A 25883-nucleotide genomic window follows, 5' to 3' on the forward strand; every position below is an offset into this window, starting at 1 on the left:
TGGTTTACCTTGGCAACAATAAAGACATTATCTGAACAACTATCCAACCAAATTGCTGCTGGAGAAGTGATCGAGAGACCATCCTCGGTTGTGAAAGAGCTGGTGGAAAATGCGATTGATGCTGGTAGTAGCCAGATTGATATTTTAATTGAAGAAGCTGGATTAAAGAAAATCATGGTCAGTGATAATGGTGGCGGTATTCATCCCGATGAGGTCGTTCTAGCGTTTGAACGCCATGCGACCAGTAAAATTTATACAACCCAAGATTTATTTCGTATTCATTCACTGGGTTTTCGTGGCGAAGCTCTACCAAGTATTGCTTCTGTATCAAAGTTAACCCTCGAGAGTGCAACGATTGATTTACCTGGGAAGTATATTCGTATCGAAGGCGGCAACATTGTCGAGGAGAAAATTCATGGTGCAAGAAAAGGGACAACCTTGACAGTTGAGAGTTTATTTTACAATACACCTGCACGTTTGAAATACATCCGTACCTTACAAACGGAATTGGCCAGTATCTCTGATATTGTCAATAGGCTAGCGCTAAGCCACCCCAAAATAGCCTTCCGTCTTGTAAATGAAGGAAATCAAATGTTACGAACAAGTGGTAATGGTGATCTGAAACAAGCGATTGCGGGGGTCTATGGAACGGCCGTTGCTCGTAAGATGCTGCATATTGAAGCTGAAGATCTGGATTTCAAGTTAAGCGGGTATGTGAGCAAACCTGAATTGACGCGAGCAAGCCGAAATTATATGACTTTCATATTAAATGGCCGCTATATCCGTAACTATAATCTCCAAAAAGCTTTAGTTGAAGGTTTCGGATCACGTTTAATGATTGGTCGTTTTCCAGTTGCGGTCATTACAGTCGATACGGATCCGTTGCTACTGGATGTGAATGTTCATCCCTCTAAAAAAGAAATCAGGATCAGTAAAGAAACCGAACTGTCAGCTCTGATTATAAAAGCTGTTCAAGCCGCAATGAAAGAAGTTGTCTCCATACCAAGCGGGTTAGAAAATTTATCATTCAAAAGAAACCCGGTTCAAGTTGAACAACATGAACAAATTCAAGTTGAGTTAGAATCTCCAAAGTTTAACTATGAATCACCTAAAGTGGAAACACAAATCCCCGGGGAACAGATTCAGGAAGCGTTTGGTGAAGTGGTAGTGGATGAAGAAGATTACACACCACCTACTACGCATGACGCGTCTGTATTGGACGCTGTGAAAAACGTGGAAAATGAGGAAGAGACCATCCAAAGTTTTCCGGAGTTATATTATTTTGGTCAGATGCATGGTACTTATTTATTTGCACAAAATGATAAAGGGCTTTATATGATCGATCAACATGCAGCTCAAGAACGTATTAAATACGAATTCTACCGTGACGAAATCGCCAGAGTGGCTAATACATTACAAAGCCTGTTGGTACCGATAACCATCGATTTAACCTCGGATGAATTCTTAAAAATAAACGATAACCATGATAAATTAGAAGAAATCGGGATTTATCTCGAGCCATTTGGGAAACATACCTTTTTGCTATCACAACATCCAACCTGGTTCAAACCGGGGCAAGAAGAAGGGATAGTGAATGACATCATCCAAATGGTATTATCTGATGAAGGCTTATCCGTCAAAAAACTTCGCGAAGCTACCGCAATTATGATGAGTTGTAAACGATCGATCAAAGCCAATCATCATTTGCCTGATTATGAAGCAAGGCAGTTATTGGCGGACTTAGCCAAGACTAAAAATCCCTATAACTGTCCGCATGGACGCCCTGTATTAATCCATTTTTCAAATACCGATATGGAAAAAATGTTCAAACGTATTCAGGATGCACATTAAGCCTGATTGTTTTGAAAAAGAATATTAATGAGTTAAAATAAGTAATAACAAATTGAGAGACAAAGGAATGAAAGATATGACTGATAAAGAACAATTGCGTCAAAAACTTACCCCACTTCAATATGAAGTAACCCAGAATGAAGCGACTGAGCGGCCATTCTCCGGAGAATACGATGATTTCTATGAAAAGGGGATTTTTGTTGACGTTGTTAGCGGAGAACCTTTATTTAGCTCTACAGATAAATATGATGCTGGGTGTGGATGGCCTTCATTTTCCAAGCCAATTGCAAAATTGACAGAAAAAGTAGATACCAAATTGGCTCGGGAAAGAACTGAAGTCCGTAGCAGTCAAGCGGATTCACACCTAGGACACGTTTTTGAAGACGGTCCGGAAGAAATGGGTGGCTTACGTTACTGTATCAATTCAGCTGCGATGCGATTTGTTGCCTACGAAGATTTAGAAAAAGAAGGATATGGCGAATATCGTTCGCTATTCAATTAAATTACCTTCCGGAAAGGACCTCTGAGTGATTTGATGCGGAGGTCCTTTCTTTTTGTTTTTCAAGATATTTTCCCCATCATAACCGTACCTGTGATATGATAGACGTTAGAAAAATTGAAAGGGGAAAGGCTCATGTATGAATATTTACGAGGAATCATAGTAGGCGTTCATCCCACTTATATTGTGCTGGATGTGAATGGAATCGGGTACCAAATTCTCGTAGCGAACCCTTTTCGATATTCTTCTTTACAGAAAGAAGAGACCCAAATATATATCCACCAAGCAGTCCGTGAAGACAGCATTACATTATATGGTTTCAAAGATTTTAGGGAAAAGCAGCTTTATCTTAAACTTATTAGTGTTTCTGGAATAGGACCAAAAAGTGGTTTATCCATTTTGGCGAATGGGGATCATGATGGTTTGATTCATGCAATCGAGGCAGAAAACAGCACCTATTTGACGAAGTTTCCGGGAGTTGGCAAGAAAACAGCTTCACAAATTGTGCTGGATTTGAAAGGGAAGCTAACTGAATTACTGGATGGTGCAGAAATAGATCAGCCAACTGTTGTAGAGGAAGATGGAAATATTCATCTCTCCGAAGCTGAAGAGGCCTTGCAAGGGCTTGGCTATTCCGTTCGGGAAATAAATAAAGTCATACCAAAACTAAAAGAACAATCATTTACAAGCACAGAAGAAGTTCTGCGTATGGCATTCAAGTTGTTATTGAAAGGGTAGGAGGGGTGTATAATGGACGACTTTCGCATACTATCAAGTGATGTTGTTGGAGATAATGAAGAAACGATTGAGCAGTCCTTGCGTCCGCAAACACTAAAAGAGTATATCGGGCAAACCAAGGTAACGAGTGAATTGCAGATTTATATCGAAGCAGCAAAAATGCGTAATGAAGCCTTGGACCATGTTTTATTGTATGGCCCTCCTGGGCTAGGCAAGACAACGCTGGCGCGGGTTATTGCTAATGAGATGAATGTTAATATCCATACGACAAGTGGACCTGCCATTGAAAAACCGGGTGATTTAATGGTTCTTTTGAATGAGCTTGAACCAGGGGATGTATTATTTATTGATGAAATCCACCGTTTGCCTCGCATCGTTGAAGAAGTATTGTACTCGGCGATGGAAGATTATTTTGTCGATATTATTATTGGTCAAGATTCAAATGCGCGCCCAGTTCATTTTTCACTACCTCCCTTCACATTGATAGGGGCGACAACGAAAGCCGGTAGTCTATCTGCTCCTTTACGTGCCCGTTTCGGAATCGTCTTGCGAATGGAATTCTATGATGTTTCGGATTTAACAAAAATAGTTTCCAGGACAGCGGGTGTTTTAAATAGTGAGATTGAAGAAGAAGGGTCTATCGAAATTGCGCGTCGTTCCAGAGGAACCCCACGTATTGCCAACCGACTCTTGCGTCGAGTCAGGGATTATACACAAGTTTATTCGGATGGAATCATATCAAGTCCACTTGCTGATAAGGCCTTGACCTTGCTCCGGGTCGATAAAGAAGGTTTGGATGCGATTGATCGGCAAATTTTGACTACCATGATTGACTATTACCATGGGGGACCAGTTGGTATCGGATCGATTGCAGCGACAATTGGCGAAGATCGCGATACGATTGAAGATATGTATGAACCGTACTTATTGCAAATCGGTTTTCTCAAACGAACCCAACGAGGACGCATCGTGACACCGGTTGCCTATCAACATCTGGGATATGAATTACCCATTAATTGAAGCGAGACATATAAATGAATTGAGGAAGTAATATGAAAACAAGCGATTTTGATTTTGAATTACCAGAAGAGTTGATTGCCCAAGTACCTTTGGCAGATCGTTCGGCGTCGCGTTTATTGATTTTAGATGCTTTGTCCGGAGAAATTGAAGACCGCCATTTTCCATCTATCATGGATGAATTGGAAGAAGGCGATGCACTCGTTTTGAACAATACACGTGTATTGCCAGCGCGGTTACATGGTGAAAAACCAGATACGGGTGCTCACTTAGAAGTTTTATTATTAAATAATACAAACGGTGATGAATGGGAAACATTGGTGAAACCAGCAAAACGGGCTAAAGTGGGAACGGTTATCTCTTTTGGCGACGGTCTGTTGAAAGCTGTAGTTAAAAAAGTGCTGGATCATGGAGGTCGTATCATTGAATTCCAGTATGAGGGTATTTTCCTTGAAATTTTAGAGAGTCTAGGGGAAATGCCATTACCACCTTATATCAAAGAAAGACTGGATGATGCGGAACGTTATCAAACTGTTTATGCCAAAGAAAATGGTTCCGCGGCAGCTCCTACAGCCGGATTGCATTTTACGCAAGAATTATTGAAACAAGCTGAAGAAAAGGGGGTCCACATTGTTTATTTAACCTTGCATGTGGGCCTAGGTACCTTTAGGCCTGTATCGGTGGAAGATCTGGATAGTCATGAAATGCACTCTGAGTTCTATTCGTTATCTGAAGAATCCGCTCAAACGCTACGGGATGTTAAAAAAGCAGGGAAACGCATTATTGCAGTAGGGACCACTTCGATACGGACTTTAGAAACAATCGGAACGAAATTCAATGGTGATATCCAGGCAGATAGTGGCTGGACAAATATCTTCATTTCACCCGGTTATACGTTTAAGGTTGTACAAGGTTTCATTACAAATTTCCACTTGCCTAAATCAACACTTGTTATGTTGGTTAGCGCATTTGCCGGGAGAGAAAATGTACTGCATGCCTATCACCATGCAATTAAAGAACGCTATCGTTTCTTTAGTTTTGGGGATGCAATGTTCGTAAAAAAATAACCAACAATAAAAGAGGAGATGAGGAATTGTTACATTCCTCATCTCCTCTTGCTTTTATTATACTTCTGAATGTTTCTGTTTTGGGAACATTGCTGTAAGGAGGATAATCACAACGCCAGCGAATAGACCAAGAATTGAGGCATTTACAAAATCATAGCCGTTTCCTTCCAAAGCACTTCCGATATAGAAGGCTACATGGCCTAAAATGAAACCCCAGAATAAAGTTACCAAATATTTCATTATTGCACCTTCTCTCCTCGCTAATTTTATCACTTTTAGAAAATAACACAAGAATTTATTGATGAGGGGAGCTACTTTAAATGTTCGCAATCGTTTATAATAGAATACGGATAGGAAGGAGGGATATATGCTATGGCATTCGTTCAACTTCAAGTAATCAGTCATTATTCTCTTTTACAAACAACCACTTCTTTGGAAGATTTGGTCAAATCAGCCAAAGAAAGAGGCTATAATTCTATTGCCCTAACAGATATCAATTACATGTACGGGCAAATAGACTTTTTTAAATTATGCATTAAACACAAGCTGAAGCCACTTATTGGGATTCAATTGGATATACCCGGTATTGTTAACACCGAACAGGAATTTTCGCTCGTTCTTTTAGCCAAAAATCTGAGAGGATACCAAAAGTTGATGACACTATCAACTATTCGTTCAACCGGGAATAAAGCTACCTTGAAAGAACATTTCGAGATGGGTATGGAAGACGTAATTGCCATAACACCGGGAGAAAAAGGTGAAATAGAAGCATTCATCAAAAAAAATGAACTTCAAAAAGCGGAAGAGGTTGCATTGTACTGGAAGCAAGTTTTTGCTGACCAGCATTTTTATTTGGGTATACAAGCACATCAGCAGATGGAATCATTGATTAAACCGTTATCCAATTTAGCGGCGAAAACAGGTATCCCAACTACAGCGATGCATGATGTCCGTTACCTAAACCCCAGTGACTATTTCAGTACAAAAGTTCTTCAGGCAATCGATAAAGGAGAACAACTTGACATTCAAGAAGGAAATCTTGTGGGTGGATACTTTTTGCCGGAAGCCCATGACGCAGCAAAACGTTTTGCAGAATTAGGATTGGAAAATGAAGCCAAACAAACGCAAACGATTGCAAATTCTATTAATATCGACTTACCCTTGAATCAAAACTTATTGCCGCACTATCCGATACCAGAAGGGACGGATACGGCTGAGTATCTACGGAAACTTTGCTATGAAGGATTAGCTCAACGCGTTCCAACGGCTGATAAGCACTATCAAGAAAGATTGGATTACGAATTATCCATCATCCATGAAATGGGCTTTGATGACTACTTTTTAATCGTGTGGGATGTAATGGATTATGCTCGTCATGCCAAAATATTACCGGGAGCAGGAAGAGGATCTGCAGCCGGTTCCTTAGTCGCTTTCGTATTACGAATTACTCATGTTGACCCTATCGCATATAATTTACTGTTTGAAAGATTTCTCAACAAAGAAAGATATACCTTGCCGGATATCGATCTGGACTTTCCAGATGACCGTCGGGATGAAGTGCTCCGTTATGTTCATAATAAGTATGGTCATGAACACGTTGCCCAAATTATTACTTTTGGGACGTTGGCAGCCAAAATGGCTATACGTGATACAGCTCGTGTCTTTGGATTAACAACCCAGGAAGCGAGCGAATGGTCCGCTGCCATACCAACTCAAATTGGCATACGCCTTGAAGATGCCTGGAACCAGTCTCAATCATTGCAAAAATTAACGCAAGCCTCTACAAAGAATGCTTTGCTATTTGAGACTGCAAAAAAAATTGAAGGCTCTCCACGCCATATTTCAACCCATGCTGCTGGAATCGTTATTTGTGAACAGCCTTTAATGGATTTGGTTCCTTTGCAACATCGTGAAGGTGAGCTTTTGTTAACCCAGTATCCAATGGGAAATATTGAAGAAATCGGTCTATTGAAGATGGACTTTCTGGGATTGAAGAATCTAACCATTTTAAATGATGCCGTCCAACTTGCGGAGCGGCAAACGAATACGAGTATAGACATTTTTTCAATTCCGGTTGATGATGAAGAAACAATGCGTTTGTTTAGGAAGGCAGATACAAATGGGATTTTCCAATTTGAATCAAGAGGAATCCGCAATGTTTTACGTCGTTTGGGACCGGAAAATTTGGAAGATTTAGTAGCTGTCAATGCGCTATATCGTCCGGGTCCAATGGAGCAGATTGAAACCTTTATTAATCGAAAAAAAGGCAAGCAGGTTATTGCGTACCCTCATCCTAATTTAGAGCCCATTTTGAAAGTGACTTATGGAGTTATGGTTTATCAGGAACAAGTCATGCAAGTTGCTTCGGAGCTAGCAGGGTTTACCCTCGGAGAAGCAGATATATTAAGACGAGCGATTGGTAAAAAGCAAAAGGATGCACTGGACAGGGAGCGCAACCATTTCGTTGAGGGGGCACTTAAAAATAACTATAGTATTGAAACAGCGAAGCAAGTCTATGACTATATAGAACGATTCGCCAATTACGGCTTTAACCGCTCTCATTCGGTAGCTTATTCTTTTATCGCCTATCAAATGGCCTATATAAAAGTTCATTATCCCGCCGCCTTCTTTGCGGCTTTGCTCAACTCCGTCAACCCTCATTCGGATAAAATGGAGGACTATATCCTAGATATTAAAAAGCAAAACCTGGAAATTACCTACCCGAATATTAATTCAAGTTCTTGGCGTTTTTCTCTACTTGATAACAAAATTCAGTTTGGTCTTGGTGGTATAAAGGGATTGCGACGTGATTTCGTTCAAGCTATCTTGGCTGAACGAAATCAAGCCGGGAAATTCCAACATTTCGTTCAATTCCTACGACGTTTACCTGAAAAATGGTTGAAGACGGAAATGATTATGCCACTGATCGGCAGTGGAACGCTCGATTCATTTGGATACAACCGAGCCACGCTTAGTCAGTCCTTACCAGGGATGATGGCCAGTATTGCCTATAGTGGTAATAATATCGATTTGTTTCAAGTCCTGGAACCTAAATATGTTGAAGTTCAGGAGTTTCCAGCTTCTAAATTAGCAGAAATGGAAGAGGAATATTTAGGGATTTCTCTAGTCGGGCATCCCATTGATGCATATAAATTTCTTTATAAAGAGGATAACGTTAAGTATTTGATGGAGATGGAACCCAATAAAACAAACTTTTCAATGGGATTAGTGAGAGAAATAAAAAAAATCCAAACTAAAAAAGGTGAAAACATGGCTTTTCTGACACTGACTGATGGTTCAGGAATGATGAATGCCACTTTATTTCCCGAAACCTATCGGGCGCATTTGAAACTTTTGCAAGAGGGACAGTTAATCATCTTAAAAGGGAAACTGGATAATAAACGTGGAAAAGACAAGGAATCCATTATCATTCAACAAATGACTACTCCTGAGGAATACCTTTCCAAAAGGTCTCCAAAAGCAGAGACGTGTTACATTCGGATAACTTCTGAAGGTGATGAGCTGTTTGGAAAACTTAAGACTATATTAAAAGAAAATCCAGGAAAAAGTCCTGTTATATTAGTGGACACCATCCATAATCGTAAAATATTAATGGATCAAGGCTATCAATTTGAAGCTTCAGAAAATGTGGTAAAAAAAATAAAAACTTTATTTGGTTCTGACAATGTTGTGGTAAAATGATGCAGGCGCTGTTACCGTTAACAATTGTGCCATTATTTAGATATATACCAGGATTTTAAGCGGAAACAGTGGTAATATAAAGGGTGAAAGTTAGTTGCCGACTAGACAAGGGAACTACTTATTTTAAATTATTTTTTTTAAATCATAATGAGGTGAATATTGTGAAACGCATTGCAGTCTTAACAAGTGGTGGAGATGCACCAGGAATGAACGCAGCTATTCGAGCAATTGTTCGTAAAGGGATTTATGATGGATTGGAAGTATATGGAATTAATTATGGTTATGCCGGAATGGTCGCAGGAGACATTCATCGCCTAACCGTTGATGACGTGGGAGACACGATTTCACGTGGTGGTACAGTGCTTTACTCAGCACGTTATCCTGAGTTCAAGGATATAGAAGGGCAACAAAAAGGAATTGAGCAATTGAAAAAATTTGGAATTGATGGTTTAATCGTTATTGGTGGAGATGGTTCTTACCGTGGCGGTGCCGCATTAACTAAATTAGGTTTTCCTACAATTGGCATTCCAGGTACTATTGACAACGATATTCCAGGGACAGAATATACATTAGGTTTTGATACTGCCATCAATACTGTTCTTGATTCAGTAGATAAAATTCGTGATACAGCAACAAGTCATGTTCGCACATTTGTGATTGAGGTTATGGGTAGGAATGCTGGCGATATCGCACTTTGGTCTGGTATCGGTAGTGGTGCAGAGAGCATTATTATTCCAGAAATGGATTTCTCTATGGATGAGGTTGTCCGGGAAATCGAAGATGGTCGTAAACGTGGTAAAAAACATACAATCATTATGCTTGCTGAAGGTGTAATGAATGGAAATGAATTCGCTGAAAAGTTACAAGAGTACAAAAACTTCCATACACGTGTTACAGTTCTTGGTCACGTTCAAAGAGGAGGCTCTCCTTCGGCACGAGATCGAGTTTTAGGTAGTTTATTTGGTTATAATGCGGTACAATTACTAGAGGAAGGAAAGGGCGGACTATGCATCGGGATTGTTGGTTCTCAAGTTGTCTTTAATGATATAATAGAGACATTAGAGAGAAAACGCGATGTTCCGTATCTTTCTCTTTACCAAATCAATAAAGAAATCTCTTTCTGATTTCTTTAACTATAATTGCAAAGAGGAGTTTTAAGTTATGAAAAAAACCAAGATTGTATGTACAATTGGTCCGGCAAGTGAATCAATCGATACACTTGTACAATTAATCGAAGCAGGTATGAATGTGGCACGTTTAAATTTCTCTCATGGTGACCATGAAGAACATTTAGCACGTATCAAAAACATACGCGAAGCTTCCCGTATTACAGGAAAGATGGTAGGTATCCTACTTGATACAAAAGGACCAGAAATCCGTACACATAACATGGATGATGGTATCGTATCATTAGTTTCTGGCGAAACAGTGCGTATCTCAATGACAGAAGTTCAAGGAACAAAAGAGAAATTCTCAATTTCTTACCCAGGTTTGATTGATGATGTTGTTGTTGGTAACCATATCTTGCTAGATGACGGTCTTGTAGACTTGGAAGTAACTGAAATCGATAAAGCAAACGGTGAAATTGTCACACTTGTTAAAAACTCCGGAATTTTGAAAAATAAAAAAGGTGTTAACGTTCCTGGCGTTTCCACTAATTTACCAGGTATTACAGAAAAAGATGCTTCTGATATTAAATTTGGTATCGAGAATGACGTTGATTTTATCGCAGCAAGTTTTGTTCGTCGCGCAAGTGATGTACTAGCGATTACAGAGATTTTGGAAGAAAACAATGCAACACATATTCAAATCATTCCAAAAATCGAAAACCAAGAAGGTGTGGATAACATCGATGAAATCTTGAAAATTTCTCAAGGTTTGATGGTTGCTCGTGGGGACTTGGGTGTTGAAATCCCAACTGAAGATGTTCCAATCGCACAAAAAATGTTGATCGAAAAATGTAATCGTCTTGGTAAGCCAGTTATCACTGCAACACAAATGTTGGATTCCATGCAACGTAACCCACGTCCTACACGTGCGGAAGCGGGAGACGTGGCGAACGCTATTTTCGATGGTACAGACGCAGTTATGCTTTCGGGTGAAACAGCAGCAGGGGATTACCCAGTTGAAGCTGTTACAATGATGGCTACTATTGCTAAACGTACAGAAGATGCACTTGTTGGCCGTGATGCATTTACATTGAAAGCATACTCCAACACAGATATGGCTGAAGCAATTGGTCAATCAGTTGGTCATACAGCTCGTAACTTGGGTATCCAAACAATCGTGGCTGCTACTGAATCAGGTCATACAGCTCGTATGATTTCTAAATACCGTCCAAAAGCACATATCGTTGCTGTTACATTCTCTGACCGTCAAGCACGTGGTTTAGCGTTATCTTATGGCGTTTACCCATTTGTAACAGAAAAACCAGGTTCAACTGACGAAATGATGGATCTTGCAACAGTTGCTGCTAAAGAGAGTGGTTTTGCAACTGAAGGTGATTTAATCATCATCACTGCTGGTGTTCCAGTTGGTGAACGTGGAACTACAAACTTGATGAAAATTCAACTAATTGGTTCAAAATTAGCTAATGGTCAAGGGATTGGTGAAAAAGCGGTTGTTGGTAAAGCGGTTGTTGCTCTTTCTGCGGAAGAAGCAAACAAAAATGCTACCGAAGATTGTATTTTAGTTGTTAAAACAACTGACAAAGACTACATGCCAGCAATTGAAAAAGCAAATGCAATCGTTGTTGAAACTGGCGGCTTAACAAGCCACGCAGCTGTTATTGCAATTGCACAAGGTATTCCTGTAATTGTTGGAGCTAACGATGTAACTTCACTAGTTCAAGACGGTGAAATCATTACTGTTGACGCTCGTCGCGGAATCATCTATCGTGGCGCAACTACAGCTATCTAATTACCAATAATGAAGTGAACAGAACTGGAGAGAAAACACGGTTTGTGTATTCTTTCCAGTTTTTTTGGGTATATAAGATGCGCTAGCGTGTAACAAATGCCTCCTATTATGATAAAATGAGAACAGACATTGCAAGACATAAATGAAGCGAAATAAAAGCGGATTCGAAGGCAGAATCCAGATGGAGGAAGACATGAATAAAGATTTAGGTACAGTCATCACAGCACTGGTAACAGATGAGAATGACAAAGATTATTTTGTCCAAAAAAATGGGGTCACTTATCGTTTGCCAAAAACAGCTGTTGAAGAAAAATTAAACTTGGGTGATACTGTCAAAGGATTTGCATATGAATCCATGAAAAAAGAATTATCAATGACAACAAATATTCCCAAGAGTCAAGTTGGGCATTTCGGATGGGGTGAAGTTGTTGATGTCCGTAAAGATTTAGGTGTCTTTGTTGATATTGGCTTACCCGATAAAGAAATTGTGTTATCTTTGGATTTTCTTTCGGATATAAAAAGCTTATGGCCTAAAAAAGGTGATCAATTAATGATCGGCTTATCAGTGGATGAAAAAGATCGTATATGGGGAGTCCTTGCAGACGAGGACATTATGCGTTCGATAGCGAGAACACCACAAGGCGATGACTGGAAGAACAAGGATGTAACAGGAATTGTTTATCGCCTCAAAATGGTTGGGACGTTCATTTTAACGGATGACTATTACATTGGTTTCATCCATCCAACTGAACGGGAAATGGAACCGCGTTTAGGGGAAAGAGTTAATGCACGTGTTATTGGCGTTAGTCCACATGGTATGTTGAATCTTTCCTTAAAACCACGTGTACATGAGGCTTTGGAAGGTGACGCGCAGATGATTCTTACTTTGTTACAAAAGAGTCCAACGAATACCTTACCGTATCATGATAAGAGTGACCCAGATGAAATCCGGGACTATTTCGGAATTAGCAAAGCACAATTCAAACGGGCTTTGGGTCGTTTAATGAAAGAACGACTCATCATTCAAGAAGATGGTAAAACGAAGCTAATTGTAAATAAAAAGTAATCGAAAGAGGAGGAATATCATGTTGCAACTATCTTTACCAGATATCAAAAGCCAGTTGCAAAGAGCAGGATTTAAATTGACTCCTCAAAGAGAAGCTTTAGTGCAGGTTTTGATTGACAATAAAACGGCGCATCTCAGCGCAGAAGAAATTTTTATGTTATTAAAGCAAACTCATCCGGATATCGGTCTTGCTACAGTCTACCGAACACTGGAAATATTGACGCAATTAAATGCCGTCAAGAAGGTCGTTTTTGAAGATGGTATTGCACGCTATGATTTAAAAAGAAAAGACAGTGGACACTTTCATCATCATTTACTTTGTTCCAGATGTGGGGTCATTGAGGAAGTTTTCGAAGACTTGTTAAGTCAGATTGAAAAGAACATTGAAGCGGATTACCAGTTTAAAATATTGGATCATCGCTTAACCTTCCATGGGATATGTAAAGTTTGCCAATCGCTGGAGAGGGACAGTGGATTAAATGGATGATATTATTCAGGAGTATTTGCACCATTTAAGAATCGAACAAGGTCTGGCAGTTAATACCGTGCAAAGTTACAAAAGAGACTTAAATAAATATACCTCATTCTTGGCCGCTAAAAAGATTGCCTCTTTCGACGCGGTTGTTAAAGCAGATGTTAAAGAATATTTGACAATGTTGAACGCTGAAAAACTCGCAACGAGTTCAATTAGTCGTATGATATCGGCATTGCGTCAATTCCATAAGTATTTGGTTGAAGAAAAGGTTATCAAAATTAATCCATTAGACGATTTAAAGTTGCCTAAAAAAAAGCAAAACTTGCCGAAATCTTTGAGTGTGAACGAGGTTGACCATTTATTGTCAACTCCTGATACAAAGACTGTGTTGGGACTCAGGGATCGGGCAATTCTGGAAGTTTTATACGCTACTGGATTACGTGTCAGCGAATTGGTTACCTTGACTTTGTCCGAATTACATCTTGATTTAGGTTTCATTCAAACAATAGGTAAAGGTGACAAAGAACGTTTGGTACCTTTGGGTGAGGAAGCAACCTATTGGGTGGAAGCTTACCTCGCGACAAGCCGTCCAAGTCTAGCAAAAGGCAGAGCCGAGACGCCACACTTGTTTCTTAATTTTCACGGGAAAGGTTTTAGCCGCCAGGGGATTTGGAAAAATTTAAAAAAACTGGTGCAAGAAGCAGGAATTCATAAGAATGTCTCGCCACACATGTTGCGGCATTCATTCGCAACACATATTCTGGAAAATGGAGCCGATTTAAGAGTCGTTCAAGAGCTTCTTGGTCATTCTGATATTTCAACAACGCAAATTTATACCCATATTAGCAAGGAACGGATGGTGGAATCCTATCGACAACACCATCCAAGAGCATGAAGGGAGAAAATCGCATGAAAAAGTATAAACGTATTCACATTGTGGTAATGGATTCAGTAGGAATTGGAGAAGCACCAGATGCAGCAGCATTCGGAGATGTAGGCGCTGATACACTGGGAAACATTGCAAAAACAGTAGGATTAGAAATTCCCGAACTCGAAAAGTTGGGACTGGGACATGTTGCCGATATTAAAGGAATCAAACCGGTTGAAGATTATATTGGTTACAATACGAAATTAGAAGAAATTTCTGTTGGTAAAGATACGATGACCGGGCATTGGGAAATCATGGGATTGAATATTGAGACACCTTTCCGCGTCTTCCCTGATGGCTTTCCTGATGAATTGATTGAAAAAATCGAAACTTTTTCAAAAAGAAAAATTATCGGAAATAAACCAGCCAGCGGCACGGAAATTCTTGACGAATTTGGAGAGCACCAAATGAAAACCGGGGATTTGATTGTTTATACTTCTGCAGACTCCGTTTTACAGATAGCGGCTCATGAAGAAATTATACCTCTGGAAGAACTTTATGCTATTTGTGAATATGCACGAAAGATTACTTTGGACGATCCATACATGATCGGTAGAATCATTGCTAGACCTTACTTAGGAGAGCCAGGTAACTTTACGCGTACAAGTAATCGCCATGATTATGCACTAAGTCCTTTTAATGACACAGCTTTGGATCATTTAAAAGATGGTGGATATGATGTTATCGCAATTGGTAAAATCAGCGACATCTTTAATGGAAAAGGTATTACCGATTCTGTGCGAACAAAGAGCAACATGGATGGCGTTGACCAACTATTGAACGTCATGAAAAGAGAGTTTACTGGTATCAGTTTCTTGAATTTGGTTGATTTTGATGCCGTTTATGGACACCGTCGTAACGTTGCGGGTTATGGACAAGCCATTGAGGACTTTGATAATCGTATTCCGGAAATTTTAGATGCTCTCCAAGAAGATGATTTATTAATCATCACAGCAGATCATGGTAATGACCCGACTGCACCTGGAACCGATCACACACGTGAATATGTCCCAATGCTGGCGTATAGCAAATCTATGGTTGCTTCCGGTAAATTGGAGCAGGGATATTTCTCAGACATCGCACAAACAATTGTGGACAATTTTGAAGTTAAAGAAACGGAAAACGGAAAGAGTTTCTTGGACGAATTAAAATAATTTCAAAGGTAGGAGATTAAATAATGAATATAACAACTGAGCAATTACATGAAACGACTGAATTTCTAAAAGAAAAAGGATTGTTGAATCCTGAAGTTGGTTTGATTTTAGGATCCGGACTTGGCGATTTAGCAGATGAAATTATGGATGCAATTGCAGTCCCTTACGAAGATATTCCTAATTTTCCAACTTCCACGGTTTCAGGTCATAAAGGTCAATTGGTTTACGGTACTCTTGCTGGTAAAAAAGTTATCGCTATGCAAGGACGTTTCCATTTCTACGAAGGCTATCATATTCAAGAAGTTACTATGCCGGTTCGTGTTATGAAGTTGTTAGGTGTACATTCCATTGGGGTGACAAATGCTGCGGGTGGGGCCAATTTTGATTTCACACCTGGAGATTTGATGCTTATTACCGATCACATTAACTTCACAGGACAAAACCCATTAATTGGTAAAAATGATGATGAAATGGGACCGCGCTTCCCAGATATGAGTGAAACATACGACAAAGAGTATCAAGAAAAAATTAAAGAGGTAGCAACCGAGATGGGTGTCTCTCTTAAGGAAGGCGTATATATGGGCTTTAGTGGACCCACTTACGAAACGCCTGCAGAAATAGTTATGGCTCGTACACTTGGTGCTGATGCTGTTGGGATGTCAACTGTTCCGGAAGCAATCGTAGCTCGTCATTCTGGTTTACGTATCTTTGGTATTTCATGTATCACAAACTTGGCTGCAGGTATGCAATCGAACCTTAACCACGATGAAGTAGTAGAAGTTACAACAAGAGTAAATCAAACATTCAAAGAACTTCTAAAAAATACTTTACGTGCTATTTAGAGAGTAATTAATTGATTATTTGAGATTCCCATTGCTGTGTGTTAAAGTTACGTTTGTGTTTTCAGAGTGGGAATCTTGTATAATCATTTTTTAAAGATGTGAGGAGAAAAGTGTGTTAATTTCTTATAACCAGAATTATGAAAAAATAGCGATGGGACTACTTTCATATATTGCTGATTTTAAATCGGTTGATCGACTTCAAGATGAAATGGAGAGTTATATCCAATCGGAAGACAAGCAATTGTTTTTATGGAAAGATACCGATACGGATAATATTGTTGGTATTATCGGAGTGGAATACAATGATGTTGTGGCCTTGGTCCGGCATGTTGCTATCAATCCCTCTTTTCGTAATGAAGGAATAGTCTATAAATTATTAAATAAATTACAATCTCTCTTTCCAAATCATGCGATAAATGGAACGTTGGAAACGGCACCTATAATTGCAAAATGGGCTCAAAAATTAAACGAAACAGATGATTTGGTGGACGAAAAATGATGAATGAACAAGAATCATTAACTATTAAGCTCGAAAGTTTTGAGGGTCCGCTTGATCTATTGTTGCATTTGATTAAGGAGCTGAAAGTAGATATCCTTGATATTCCAATGGCTGAAATAACAGAGCAATACTTACAATATCTTCATGCAATGCAAGAACTACGTCTTGATATTGCTGGAGATTATTTGTTAATGGCTGCTACGCTAGTTGAAATAAAAAGCAGAATGCTTTTACCTAAGAAAGTCATTGAGATTGAAGATGACTTCTACGAAGAAGGTGAAGATCCGCGTGAAGAATTAATTCAACAGTTATTGGAGTATAAAAGGATCCAGGAGGCGGCTAAAGTCCTCAAGGAAATGGAAGTAGAGCGTGGTGAATATTTCACGAAGCTCCCAGCAGATTTGGACAATTACCGTCAATCGATACCTTTAGAAGCGGGAGAAGTTTCTCGTGAAGATTTGTTGCAGGCCCTTCAAAAAATGTACCAACGTCTGCAAAAAAAGAAACCATTACAAGCAAAAATGAATCAAGAAGCGATATCTGTTGAACAAACAATGATTCATATCTTAAGTCGATTCGAACAATTTTCAACAAACAAAAAAATGAAAATTCCTTTTTCGTCTTTTTACGAAATACCAACTAAGACAGCTATCGTCAATACTTTTCTTGCCATGCTGGAATTGGTAAAAGAGCGAAAAATAATTTTTAGGCAAGAGCTAACTTATGGAGAAATTTTGTTGGAACGGATAGAAGGAGGTCAGCATTAATGGAGGAAAAAATTGGTTCTTTGGAGAGTTTATTGTTTGTTGCGGGTGATGAAGGACTTACGCTTGAGGAAATGACTGCTTTGTTAGAAATTACTCCATTAGAGGCGCACAACTTGGTATCCTTGCTAAAACAAGCCTATGAGCAAAATCAGGGCTCCGGACTAACAATAATTGAAACAAGAAATCGGTATCAGTTGGCCACCAAAAGGCAATATTCAGAATTGATCAAGCAATATGCAGTTTCTCCATTTACCTCTCACTTATCACAAGCAGCTCTTGAAACGTTAGCAATCATAGCCTATAAACAACCGATTACGAGAATTGAAATCGATGAAATTCGTGGCGTCCAATCCTCAAGTATGTTACAAAGGCTAATATTGAGAGGGTTGGTTAAAGACCTCGGAAGGTCAGAAACGCCGGGAAGACCAATAAATTACGGAACATCAGAATATTTCATGAACTATTTTGGCTTAAAAGATTTGGATGATTTACCTAATGCTGAAGGTTTATTTGAAATGGCTGAAGATGAATTTTTTGATTTATTTGATCAGGAAGATTTCCCCATAACAGAGGAAGAGGGTTAAAAGATATAATGGAAAGACTACAAAAGGTAATCGCTCATGCAGGAATCGCATCGCGCAGAAAAGCAGAAGAATTAATTACAGAAGGGCGCGTCACTGTAAATGGAAAACGCGTGACAGAATTAGGAATCAAAGTTTCAAATCGGGATCAAGTAGAAGTGAATGGCTTGCCTATCTATCGTGAAGAGCCTGTCTATTATTTGTTTTATAAACCTAAAAATACACTCTCAGCTGTCTCAGACGATAAAGATCGGACCGTTGTAAATGATTATTTCAAAGGAATCAAAGAACGCATTTATCCGATTGGCAGATTGGATTATGATACAACAGGTCTCTTATTAATGACGAATGATGGAGAATTCGCTAATATATTAATGCATCCGAAATACCACGTAGAGAAAACGTATGTAGCTAAAGTAAATGGCATCCCTACCAAAGAACAGTTATTGAAATTAGAGCGTGGTGTAGTGATAGATGGTAAAAAAACGTCTAAAGCAAAAGCGCGACTGATTTCACAAAACCTAAAAAATAAGACTGCAGTCGTTGAGCTTACCATTCACGAAGGCTGGAATCATCAAGTCAAGAAAATGTTTGCGGCAATTGACTGTCCCGTTACGAAATTAAAAAGAGAGCGGTTCGGCTTTTTATCGCTGGATAATCTCCAACCAGGCATGTATCGACCTTTGAAAGCTTTCGAAGTCGAAAAAATGAAGAATCTGGCTAAACAACAGTCCCAGAAGTAATGTGTTGCTGTCAAGGAAGGTGATTGATTTGGTGAACACAAAAACAAAGATACTAGTAGTTGATGATGAAGAACGTATCAGAAAGTTGTTAAACTTATATTTGAACAAAGAGGGCTATGAAACGCAAGAAGTTTCCGATGGTATTAGCGCTTTGGATTTAATGAAGATACATGATTACGATTTGGTCTTGTTGGATATTATGTTACCAGGTATCGATGGCATTCAAATCATCAAGGAAATAAGAAAAATAAAAGAAACGCCCATTATCATGATTTCAGCCCGGGGAGAAGAAAATCATCGCGTGGAAGGGTTTCAGGCAGGGGCTGACGATTATATTGTTAAACCGTTTAGTCCAAGGGAAGTTATGTTACGCGTAGGTGCCCTATTAAAACGAACCAAAGTCAACAATCATGAGCCGGAAATAATCTCATATTCTGAGTTAGAAATATATCCAGAATCACGTTTAGTATTGGCTGCAGGTGAACCAATAACCCTGACACCGAAAGAATTTGAATTAATCCTTTATTTTGTGCGTAATCCTGAACGTGTTTTCACTCGGGAAATGCTGCTAAAGGAAGTTTGGCGTTATGATTATTTTGGTGATTTACGAACGGTGGATACGCATGTTAAACGTCTAAGAGAGAAACTTCAAAAAAAATCATCCCAAGTGGCAAAAATGATTGTAACCGTCTGGGGGACGGGATACAAATTTTCGCCTATACAAGGGGAGTAAGAAACTTTGGTTCTTGTCTGATTGAATGAGGAGAAAAATGAAAAGAAAAAACCTTATCTTGAGAAGTGCTTTTATTCTAATGGTCGTTACCCTGGTGATTGTCAATGTTTTTAATCAGTTAGAGCGTCAGAATTATCAAAGCACAATAAAATTAGATTACATGGATTCTGTGCGGTACTCATTAACCCAGGTTGAAAAAAACTTGAACGTTGCTCCTGATGTCAGTGTTATTTTAGTTGAAGCAGACCAATCCCAAGAATTGAATCAAGAGTTAACTTCTACGGATTTATCGAAGTTAATACAAACAGATTTCTTACGTTCCTCTGATGGCTTGGAATTTATGAGAAATCCTCAAGTAGAGCCGCTTTATTTTTCTTATCAAAACGAAAAAAATGTCCCTTATTCATTTTTCGCGATAGCAAAGAAAACCGATGCAGGAACGCTACTTGTGTCCAAGGACGCCAGTATATTTGAAGTGTATGTACACAATAAGGAAATGCTGGATTTTGGTCTAGTATTTTCTTTGTTTACAATTGTTTTTGTCCTCTTGTTTTTCCTTGATAAAAGGATTTTTACACGTATTTTGGAAATGACAGAACTCGCTTATGAGTATTCAGAGAATAAGTTCAGTAACAGCATAGAAATAAAGTCCAATGATCAAATTGACAATTTAGCTATTGCCATCAATAAAATAGGTAAAACATTGGAAGCAAGTAACTTGATTAATACGCAGGAAAGAAAGCTCTTGGAACATGTCTATGATTTTATGGAAACAGGAGTCATTTATGTAGAAGAAGATTTCACAATCCATGAATTAAATACACTTGGACAACGTTTTTTTACTTCTTTTATCAAAAATGATGAAAGAAGGCATGGAATTGAACAATTTTATGAAGATTTGATTATGGAAACGTGTCATTCCAAAGAAATGAAACAAGTGGAGATTCAACAAAATCAAATGATTTTTGATATACGCTTTATTCTGGTTGAGCTGAATGAATCAGCTGATACGCATGGTATTTTGCTCTTGGTAAAAGATATTACGACTGATAAGCAACTGATGTCAATCAGGGAAGATTTGATCACGAATGTTTCCCATGATTTGCGGACACCGTTGGCTACAATTCAGGGTTATAGTGAAGCCATAAAAGATGACATTGCTGAAACTTTGGAAGAAAAAAATGAAATGGCCAAAATTATTCATGAAGAAGCGACACAAATGAGCAATATGATTTCAAGTCTACTAGCCTTATCCCGGATTAAAGCGGGTTATTCAAAACTGTCCAAAGAACTCGTCTATCTACCTGAATTTTTTCAAAAGGTGTTAAATCGTTTTTATGAAAGCCTCCAGCGCGAGGAAATCACCTGTGATTTAGTAATTGAAGAAGGCATTGGTTATTACCAAATGGATGAAGATAAGATGCACCATGCTATTTACAATCTAATCGACAACGCCATCCGCTATTCAGCCGAAAAGGGCACACGTCGAAAACGGTATATTCATATCGAAGTACGCTTGGATGAATTAGTTGATGATTTGCTGTTCATCATTTCAGATAATGGCATTGGAATTAGCCAGGAAAGTATTCCATTCATTTTTGAACGATTCTATAAAGATGACAAAGCGAGAACTTCACCAAAAAATAATGGATCCGGGATTGGACTTTCGCTCGTTCAGACTGTCGTGAAAGAACACGGTGGAAAAATTGAAGTGGAAAGTAAATTAAATCAAGGAACATCATTTATGATACGTTTGCCCTTATTGGAAGATGTTTGAAAATAAATATCTAGAATTCGAATTAAATGGTTGACTATCATATAATGATAAGCTATAGTAGTAATTGTAAATAAATAATATATCGAAACGTCTTCAGGGCAGGGTGAAATTCCCGACCGGTGGTAAAGTCCACGACCTCATTTTTACTAAAATTAAAATGAGCTGAACTGGTGAAATTCCAGTACCGACAGTAAAGTCTGGATGGAAGAAGATTAGGTTTCTTTGGTATGTATATAATCCAATGAACCCATTTCTCCCAGTTTCTTTTTTGAGGACACAGGAGAAATGGGTTCTTTTTCATATCATTGAAATACTTCTCTGAGATGGTTTCAACAGGAGGATTTCATATGTTAAAAGGAAAGACACATCGTTTGGTAGGTATTTCGTTATTCGGGGCATTGGCATTTGTATTAATGTTCTTTGCATTTCCCGTATTGCCAGCATTTTCATATTTGAAAATAGATTTTAGCGATTTATCGATTTTGGTTTCATTTATTTTGTATGGTCCAGTTGGAGGAAGTGTTTCGGCTCTTATTCGGTCCGTTCTGCATTATATTCAAACTGGTGGAGATATGGGCTATCCAATAGGAGATTTTGCAAGTTTTCTGGCTACACTTTCTTATTGTTTTCCTATTTATTATTTTGGGAGAAGAGCAAAGTCCAGGAATGGCTTCATATTAGCTTTGATGGCAGGGACACTCTCTTTGACAGTGATTATGACGCTGGCTAATTGGGTAATTATTACGCCTCTGTACTTAAACATATTAAACTTTAGCGTTGGAAACTTACGTGATTACATCGTGGCAGGTGTGGCACCATTCAATATCATCAAGGGAGTTATCGTTAGTGTCGCTTTCATGATAGTAATGCCGAAGCTAAGACCTTGGTTAGAAAAACAACATAAATTAATGGTTATTAAATAACAAAAAAGAAGCTGGATAATCAGCTTCTTTTTTGTTATTTATTGGTATTTCGTATGTGATGGATGAAATAAATTATTTAAATTGAAATCGACATTTTTTGCATATATATATGTATAGAGCTTATTCGAAGGGACTGTTTGAACGGAGAATAGCTCCTGTGGGGCAATTCGTATAAGCTTTTTTAAATACTTCAAAATCTCCTTCTGATATCGGCGTTGTACCAGCATTATTATCTTTTACCGTATAAGCAATGCCATTCTCATCGTACTCATAAAGATTTGGGGCAATTAGTTGGCATAATCCACACGCTATACAAGATTCACGATCTATTTTGGTATAATGCATAAAGAACACATCTTTCTATTATTATTTAACTGAGGTGTTGGAATTGGAACTGACATATTTAGATTATCTTTTTTTGGATTTATTTTCAACTGAAGAAGCGCGCAAGGTGAATTCTCTTTTTCACATTTTAACAGGCAAGAGAACAGTTTCAGTCCTGATGCAGGCGATGCGAATGGACTTAGAAGCCTATTTTTCTTTATTCCCCAAGCTACAACCAACAATTTTTGAAGAAAAAATCAATCAATTTATTCGTTCGGACTTACTAACATTTGAACTGTTCTTGACAGAAGAGGGAAAGGCTGCAAAAGATAATTATTTCGATTCACATACTCGTCCAACAAAGAATCGTATTAAATATCATGCTGTTTTAGCGCCTTTTAAAGCGCGTAGTTTATTTTTAACCCAAGTTTTATCTGAACGGATACATAACAATAAAAATTATTTACCACTTCAACCACGGCTATCCGAACAATGGTGGCTAAAAAAATATCTGAAGGAACATAATTTGAATACCAATGAGAATTGTCAAAAACTAGGTCAAGAATGGATGGATTTAATTGTTAACGCAAAGATATCAAAACCAGAAATGTTCGTGGAACAGTTTGAAGGTTATCATAAAACAAAGCTAACCAATAATCAAATAGGTAGTAAATATAACCTTGATGAAACGGGAGTATACGTACAATTACAACAAGATTGGATTCAGTTGATTGAGACAATTGAAATGAGTAATTCAGGCTATCCCTTACTGGCCTCGCTGCTGAAGGAATTAACACGAGATGGCGGCCTATGCTCTGAAAGCGCTAAGGAAACCTATCAATTATGGAAAGCAGGATTTGCGATTGAGCAAATCGCAGAAAAAAGATTTTTGAAACGAAGTACTATCAACGATCACCTGACTGAAATGGCAATTCTCTACGAGGCGTTTCCCTTTGAAAGGTTCCTCGACGCCTCGCAAATTGATTATGTCAATAACCAAGTGACCGCAGGAAAAGCAATTGATTATAATGATGTGCAAGAAAAATTTCCGGGGATACCTTTTTTTCAAAGTCGTCTCATGCAAGTGAAAGGAGAAACGTCTCATGAAAGAAAATGAGTATCTTTTGAATCAATTAAAAAAATGGTTTGCTTATGATGCATTCCGACCTGGTCAAATGGAATCAATTCAAAGTATTTTGAATGGCCAACACACTTTATCGGTTTTACCAACCGGAACAGGGAAATCACTTATTTATCAGTACTGTGGTTATTCCATAGAAGGTTTGGTTATTATTGTTTCACCACTGCTCTCGTTAATGGACAATCAAGTCATGCAATTGAATCAAGCCGGTGAAAAAAGAGCGGCTGCTTTAAACAGCATGCTTTCACAGACCGAAAGGCGCCTAGTAGAAAGTAGAATCGATACCTACAAATTTCTTTTTGTTTCACCTGAAATGCTACAATCAAAATGGTTGTTGCAAAAATTCATGAATATGAAAATTGCTTTATTTGTAGTGGATGAAGCCCATTGTATTTCACAGTGGGGGTTAGATTTTAGGCCCGATTACCTCTTTCTGGGTGAAGTACGAAATAAGCTTGGTAACCCATTGACTCTCGCCTTGACAGCGACTGCTCCAGAAATGGTAAGGAATGAAATACTCAAAGCGCTACATCTAGAAAGTGAAAATACGGACATCCACCTTTCAAGTCCAAATAGAGATAATATCTATTACCAAATATTGGAAGTCAACAGACAAGAAAAAGATGATAAATTACTCGAAATGATGTCCGAGTACGTACCTTCTGGTGTGATTTATTTCAGCAGTAAACCACGTGCTGAAGAAGTGTGTCAATTGTTAAAACAAAGAACGCATTTACGAATTGATACTTATCATGCAGATCGTACTACAGAGGATCGCCAGATTGTTCAGAGACAATTTTTAAATGGCGAATTAGATGTTATCTGTGCCACATCAGCATTTGGCATGGGGATTAATAAAGAAAATATCCGCTTTGTTATTCACTACCACATGCCCAATTCAGTAGAAGAGTACTTACAGGAAATAGGTCGAGCAGGAAGAGACGGAAAGCAGAGTATTGCCACTTTACTTTACTCGAAATCAGACGCTATTTTTAAATATAAAATTATTCGAGAAACCAAACTAACGGAACAATTTCTAAAAGCTAAATCCAACAATGAAGAAATCCTGAAAATGGGGTTATCGGATTCAGATTTAGCAATGGTAAAAATCATCGCTTTTCATAAGCTAAGGTCCAATGAGGCAATGCAGCTCGTTGAAAACAGAATTCAAGATAGGGTAGCAAAGTTTACAGCAATGGGTCATTTAATAACCACTCCAGAGTGTAAACGTGATACAATTTCAAATTATTTTAAACAAACTGAAAATGAGAAGCCGGAATGGTGTTGTTCAGTCTGCCAAAAAGACGCGGCTGTCTTGCTAAATGAAATGGAAGCATCAAAAGTAATACAGGGACCGGAACGAGAAAATATGAATAATTGGAAAGAAATTATAAAAGGGCTTTTTCTTTTTTGAAAAGTCCTTTTTTCGCAAAGAAAATATGCTACAATAAATGCGATGAATCTTTAGGAGGAAAAGTTAGATGAGTACGAAAAACAATCACGAAGAGCCATGGTCACGCCGATTTGGCGAAGACGAAAACTTCAACAACAGAAAATATTCCCGCTCAGCTCGGAAATCTAAAAATCAAGAAGTAGCGCCATTATATAAAGTGCTCTTGTTTCTTTTTCTAGCCTTGCTCATTATTCCATTTGCAACATATTATTGGAGTGAAAGAACGCGGACTACCCCAGATCCCCAAACGCCTGAACAGGTAATGGTAAATAAACAAAAAAGTGATTCTGAGTCTGAAGAAACCAGTAGCGAAATCGAAAGTTCCGAAGTGGAAAGTAGTGAAGAAAAATCAGCTGAGAGTTCAAGCAGCGAATCAACGCAGTCTGAAGAAGATGAATCTAGCAGCTCTTCTGAGGAATCAGTAGAATCAAAACCGGATGAAAGTATAGAAGAACCGGAGTCCGTACCGCAACCAGATGAAGAATATACAAATACATACGTTGTCCAGACTGGTGATAATTTATACCGTATTGCTTTAAATCATGGCATGGATTTGGATGTTTTGAAATCCATTAATGGTATTTATGCTGATAGCATTGAGGTTGGCTCGGTCTTAAAAGTTAAGTAGATAGTATAGAAACGGAGCTTCAAGGTCTGCGTTAATCGCAGACCTTGCTCTATTTA

General features: G+C 38.5%; 25 protein-coding genes and 1 riboswitch. Of the genes, 23 read left to right on the top strand and 2 right to left on the bottom strand.

From position 1 onward, the window contains the following. Positions 1-9: 9 nt before the first annotated feature. From mutL to queA, 5 genes are all read left to right on the top strand, one after another. Positions 10-1851, top strand: coding sequence for a DNA mismatch repair endonuclease MutL (gene mutL / locus ACTVAI_RS07790; RefSeq protein ID WP_443472980.1), 1842 nt, complete (start codon positions 10-12; stop codon positions 1849-1851). 76 nt (positions 1852-1927) lie between these two features. Further along, the gene (msrB, locus tag ACTVAI_RS07795) at positions 1928-2353 is read left to right on the top strand and encodes a peptide-methionine (R)-S-oxide reductase MsrB (protein WP_443486329.1); all 426 of its coding nucleotides are present in this window, start codon (positions 1928-1930) and stop codon (positions 2351-2353) included. Between the two features lie 132 nt (positions 2354-2485). Further along, a complete protein-coding gene (ruvA, locus tag ACTVAI_RS07800) occupies positions 2486-3088 on the top strand; it encodes a Holliday junction branch migration protein RuvA (RefSeq protein WP_443472982.1) in 603 nt (200 codons plus the stop codon). A gap of 12 nt (positions 3089-3100) precedes the next feature. After that, a complete protein-coding gene (gene ruvB, locus ACTVAI_RS07805) occupies positions 3101-4108 on the top strand; it encodes a Holliday junction branch migration DNA helicase RuvB (protein WP_443472983.1) in 1008 nt (335 codons plus the stop codon). 32 nt (positions 4109-4140) lie between these two features. Continuing rightward, the gene (queA, locus tag ACTVAI_RS07810; RefSeq protein WP_443472984.1) at positions 4141-5172 is read left to right on the top strand and encodes a tRNA preQ1(34) S-adenosylmethionine ribosyltransferase-isomerase QueA; all 1032 of its coding nucleotides are present in this window, start codon (positions 4141-4143) and stop codon (positions 5170-5172) included. A 57-nt stretch (positions 5173-5229) separates the two neighbouring features. Here queA and ACTVAI_RS07815 read toward each other — a convergent pair whose 3' ends face one another. Continuing rightward, the gene (locus ACTVAI_RS07815) at positions 5230-5412 is read right to left on the bottom strand and encodes a YjzD family protein (RefSeq protein WP_443472985.1); all 183 of its coding nucleotides are present in this window, start codon (positions 5410-5412) and stop codon (positions 5230-5232) included. A 132-nt stretch (positions 5413-5544) separates the two neighbouring features. Between ACTVAI_RS07815 and dnaE the strand changes: the two genes are divergently transcribed. The 15 genes from dnaE to ACTVAI_RS07890 all read left to right on the top strand — a co-directional run bounded on the left by dnaE (position 5545) and on the right by ACTVAI_RS07890 (position 22281). After that, the gene (gene dnaE / locus ACTVAI_RS07820; RefSeq protein ID WP_443486330.1) at positions 5545-8874 is read left to right on the top strand and encodes a DNA polymerase III subunit alpha; all 3330 of its coding nucleotides are present in this window, start codon (positions 5545-5547) and stop codon (positions 8872-8874) included. A 161-nt stretch (positions 8875-9035) separates the two neighbouring features. Then, positions 9036-9998, top strand: coding sequence for a 6-phosphofructokinase (gene pfkA, locus ACTVAI_RS07825; RefSeq protein ID WP_443472987.1), 963 nt, complete (start codon positions 9036-9038; stop codon positions 9996-9998). 37 nt (positions 9999-10035) lie between these two features. Then, positions 10036-11793 (top strand): pyruvate kinase, encoded by a 1758-nt coding sequence (pyk, locus tag ACTVAI_RS07830; RefSeq protein ID WP_443486331.1) that lies wholly within the window; start codon positions 10036-10038, stop codon positions 11791-11793. Between the two features lie 193 nt (positions 11794-11986). Continuing rightward, complete coding sequence (locus tag ACTVAI_RS07835) at positions 11987-12859, top strand: CvfB family protein (protein ID WP_443472989.1); 873 nt, start codon at positions 11987-11989, stop codon at positions 12857-12859. Positions 12860-12878: 19 nt separating this feature from the next. Then, positions 12879-13346 (top strand): ferric iron uptake transcriptional regulator, encoded by a 468-nt coding sequence (gene fur / locus ACTVAI_RS07840; protein ID WP_443486332.1) that lies wholly within the window; start codon positions 12879-12881, stop codon positions 13344-13346. Then, on the top strand, positions 13339-14229 hold the full coding sequence (xerD, locus tag ACTVAI_RS07845; protein ID WP_443486333.1) for a site-specific tyrosine recombinase XerD: 891 nt from the start codon (positions 13339-13341) through the stop codon (positions 14227-14229). The genes fur and xerD overlap by 8 nt, the downstream gene beginning before the upstream one ends. 14 nt (positions 14230-14243) lie before the next feature. After that, positions 14244-15416 (top strand): phosphopentomutase, encoded by a 1173-nt coding sequence (gene deoB, locus ACTVAI_RS07850; protein WP_443486334.1) that lies wholly within the window; start codon positions 14244-14246, stop codon positions 15414-15416. Positions 15417-15439: 23 nt separating this feature from the next. After that, complete coding sequence (locus ACTVAI_RS07855) at positions 15440-16258, top strand: purine-nucleoside phosphorylase (RefSeq protein WP_443486335.1); 819 nt, start codon at positions 15440-15442, stop codon at positions 16256-16258. A 112-nt stretch (positions 16259-16370) separates the two neighbouring features. After that, positions 16371-16757: a GNAT family N-acetyltransferase gene (locus ACTVAI_RS07860; protein ID WP_443486336.1), complete on the top strand. Its 387-nt coding sequence runs from the start codon at positions 16371-16373 to the stop codon at positions 16755-16757. Further along, on the top strand, positions 16754-17524 hold the full coding sequence (locus tag ACTVAI_RS07865) for a segregation and condensation protein A (protein WP_443472995.1): 771 nt from the start codon (positions 16754-16756) through the stop codon (positions 17522-17524). The genes ACTVAI_RS07860 and ACTVAI_RS07865 overlap by 4 nt, the downstream gene beginning before the upstream one ends. Next, positions 17524-18108, top strand: coding sequence for an SMC-Scp complex subunit ScpB (gene scpB, locus ACTVAI_RS07870; protein WP_443472996.1), 585 nt, complete (start codon positions 17524-17526; stop codon positions 18106-18108). The genes ACTVAI_RS07865 and scpB overlap by 1 nt, the downstream gene beginning before the upstream one ends. Before the next feature lie 8 nt (positions 18109-18116). Next, on the top strand, positions 18117-18848 hold the full coding sequence (locus tag ACTVAI_RS07875; protein ID WP_443472997.1) for a pseudouridine synthase: 732 nt from the start codon (positions 18117-18119) through the stop codon (positions 18846-18848). 31 nt (positions 18849-18879) lie between these two features. Continuing rightward, positions 18880-19581: a response regulator transcription factor gene (locus tag ACTVAI_RS07880; RefSeq protein ID WP_443486351.1), complete on the top strand. Its 702-nt coding sequence runs from the start codon at positions 18880-18882 to the stop codon at positions 19579-19581. A gap of 37 nt (positions 19582-19618) precedes the next feature. Continuing rightward, positions 19619-21358, top strand: coding sequence for an ATP-binding protein (locus ACTVAI_RS07885; protein WP_443486337.1), 1740 nt, complete (start codon positions 19619-19621; stop codon positions 21356-21358). 85 nt (positions 21359-21443) lie between these two features. Next, positions 21444-21575, top strand: a riboswitch (FMN riboswitch). Positions 21576-21705: 130 nt separating this feature from the next. Beyond that, entirely contained in the window at positions 21706-22281 is a 576-nt protein-coding gene (locus ACTVAI_RS07890) for an ECF transporter S component (protein ID WP_443486338.1), read from the top strand. A gap of 120 nt (positions 22282-22401) precedes the next feature. Here the strand turns inward: ACTVAI_RS07890 and ACTVAI_RS07895 are convergent, their stop codons facing one another. Beyond that, positions 22402-22626: a ferredoxin gene (locus tag ACTVAI_RS07895; RefSeq protein ID WP_443486339.1), complete on the bottom strand. Its 225-nt coding sequence runs from the start codon at positions 22624-22626 to the stop codon at positions 22402-22404. A gap of 43 nt (positions 22627-22669) precedes the next feature. Between ACTVAI_RS07895 and ACTVAI_RS07900 the strand changes: the two genes are divergently transcribed. From ACTVAI_RS07900 to ACTVAI_RS07910, 3 genes are all read left to right on the top strand, one after another. After that, complete coding sequence (locus ACTVAI_RS07900) at positions 22670-23722, top strand: helix-turn-helix domain-containing protein (RefSeq protein ID WP_443486340.1); 1053 nt, start codon at positions 22670-22672, stop codon at positions 23720-23722. Next, entirely contained in the window at positions 23709-25160 is a 1452-nt protein-coding gene (locus ACTVAI_RS07905) for a RecQ family ATP-dependent DNA helicase (protein WP_443486341.1), read from the top strand. Before ACTVAI_RS07900 ends, ACTVAI_RS07905 begins: the two co-directional genes overlap by 14 nt. A 67-nt stretch (positions 25161-25227) precedes the next feature. Beyond that, a complete protein-coding gene (locus ACTVAI_RS07910; protein ID WP_443473004.1) occupies positions 25228-25827 on the top strand; it encodes a LysM peptidoglycan-binding domain-containing protein in 600 nt (199 codons plus the stop codon). Positions 25828-25883 lie beyond the last annotated feature (56 nt).

It is taken from the genome of Jeotgalibaca sp. A127 (genome assembly GCF_052266745.1).
Taxonomy (GTDB): domain Bacteria; phylum Bacillota; class Bacilli; order Lactobacillales; family Aerococcaceae; genus Jeotgalibaca.

Excerpts from the sequence above, each read along its gene's own strand:
- msrB (WP_443486329.1), top strand. The coding sequence starts at position 1,928 with ATGACTGATAAAGAACAATTGCGTCAAAAACTTACCCCACTTCAATAT.
- ruvA (WP_443472982.1), top strand. The coding sequence starts at position 2,486 with ATGTATGAATATTTACGAGGAATCATAGTAGGCGTTCATCCCACTTAT.
- ruvB (WP_443472983.1), top strand. The coding sequence starts at position 3,101 with ATGGACGACTTTCGCATACTATCAAGTGATGTTGTTGGAGATAATGAA.
- queA (WP_443472984.1), top strand. The coding sequence starts at position 4,141 with ATGAAAACAAGCGATTTTGATTTTGAATTACCAGAAGAGTTGATTGCC.
- ACTVAI_RS07815 (WP_443472985.1), bottom strand. The coding sequence starts at position 5,412 with ATGAAATATTTGGTAACTTTATTCTGGGGTTTCATTTTAGGCCATGTA.
- dnaE (WP_443486330.1), top strand. The coding sequence starts at position 5,545 with ATGGCATTCGTTCAACTTCAAGTAATCAGTCATTATTCTCTTTTACAA.
- pyk (WP_443486331.1), top strand. The coding sequence starts at position 10,036 with ATGAAAAAAACCAAGATTGTATGTACAATTGGTCCGGCAAGTGAATCA.
- ACTVAI_RS07835 (WP_443472989.1), top strand. The coding sequence starts at position 11,987 with ATGAATAAAGATTTAGGTACAGTCATCACAGCACTGGTAACAGATGAG.
- fur (WP_443486332.1), top strand. The coding sequence starts at position 12,879 with ATGTTGCAACTATCTTTACCAGATATCAAAAGCCAGTTGCAAAGAGCA.
- xerD (WP_443486333.1), top strand. The coding sequence starts at position 13,339 with ATGGATGATATTATTCAGGAGTATTTGCACCATTTAAGAATCGAACAA.
- deoB (WP_443486334.1), top strand. The coding sequence starts at position 14,244 with ATGAAAAAGTATAAACGTATTCACATTGTGGTAATGGATTCAGTAGGA.
- ACTVAI_RS07855 (WP_443486335.1), top strand. The coding sequence starts at position 15,440 with ATGAATATAACAACTGAGCAATTACATGAAACGACTGAATTTCTAAAA.
- ACTVAI_RS07865 (WP_443472995.1), top strand. The coding sequence starts at position 16,754 with ATGATGAATGAACAAGAATCATTAACTATTAAGCTCGAAAGTTTTGAG.
- scpB (WP_443472996.1), top strand. The coding sequence starts at position 17,524 with ATGGAGGAAAAAATTGGTTCTTTGGAGAGTTTATTGTTTGTTGCGGGT.
- ACTVAI_RS07875 (WP_443472997.1), top strand. The coding sequence starts at position 18,117 with ATGGAAAGACTACAAAAGGTAATCGCTCATGCAGGAATCGCATCGCGC.
- ACTVAI_RS07885 (WP_443486337.1), top strand. The coding sequence starts at position 19,619 with ATGAAAAGAAAAAACCTTATCTTGAGAAGTGCTTTTATTCTAATGGTC.
- ACTVAI_RS07890 (WP_443486338.1), top strand. The coding sequence starts at position 21,706 with ATGTTAAAAGGAAAGACACATCGTTTGGTAGGTATTTCGTTATTCGGG.
- ACTVAI_RS07895 (WP_443486339.1), bottom strand. The coding sequence starts at position 22,626 with ATGCATTATACCAAAATAGATCGTGAATCTTGTATAGCGTGTGGATTA.
- ACTVAI_RS07905 (WP_443486341.1), top strand. The coding sequence starts at position 23,709 with ATGAAAGAAAATGAGTATCTTTTGAATCAATTAAAAAAATGGTTTGCT.
- ACTVAI_RS07910 (WP_443473004.1), top strand. The coding sequence starts at position 25,228 with ATGAGTACGAAAAACAATCACGAAGAGCCATGGTCACGCCGATTTGGC.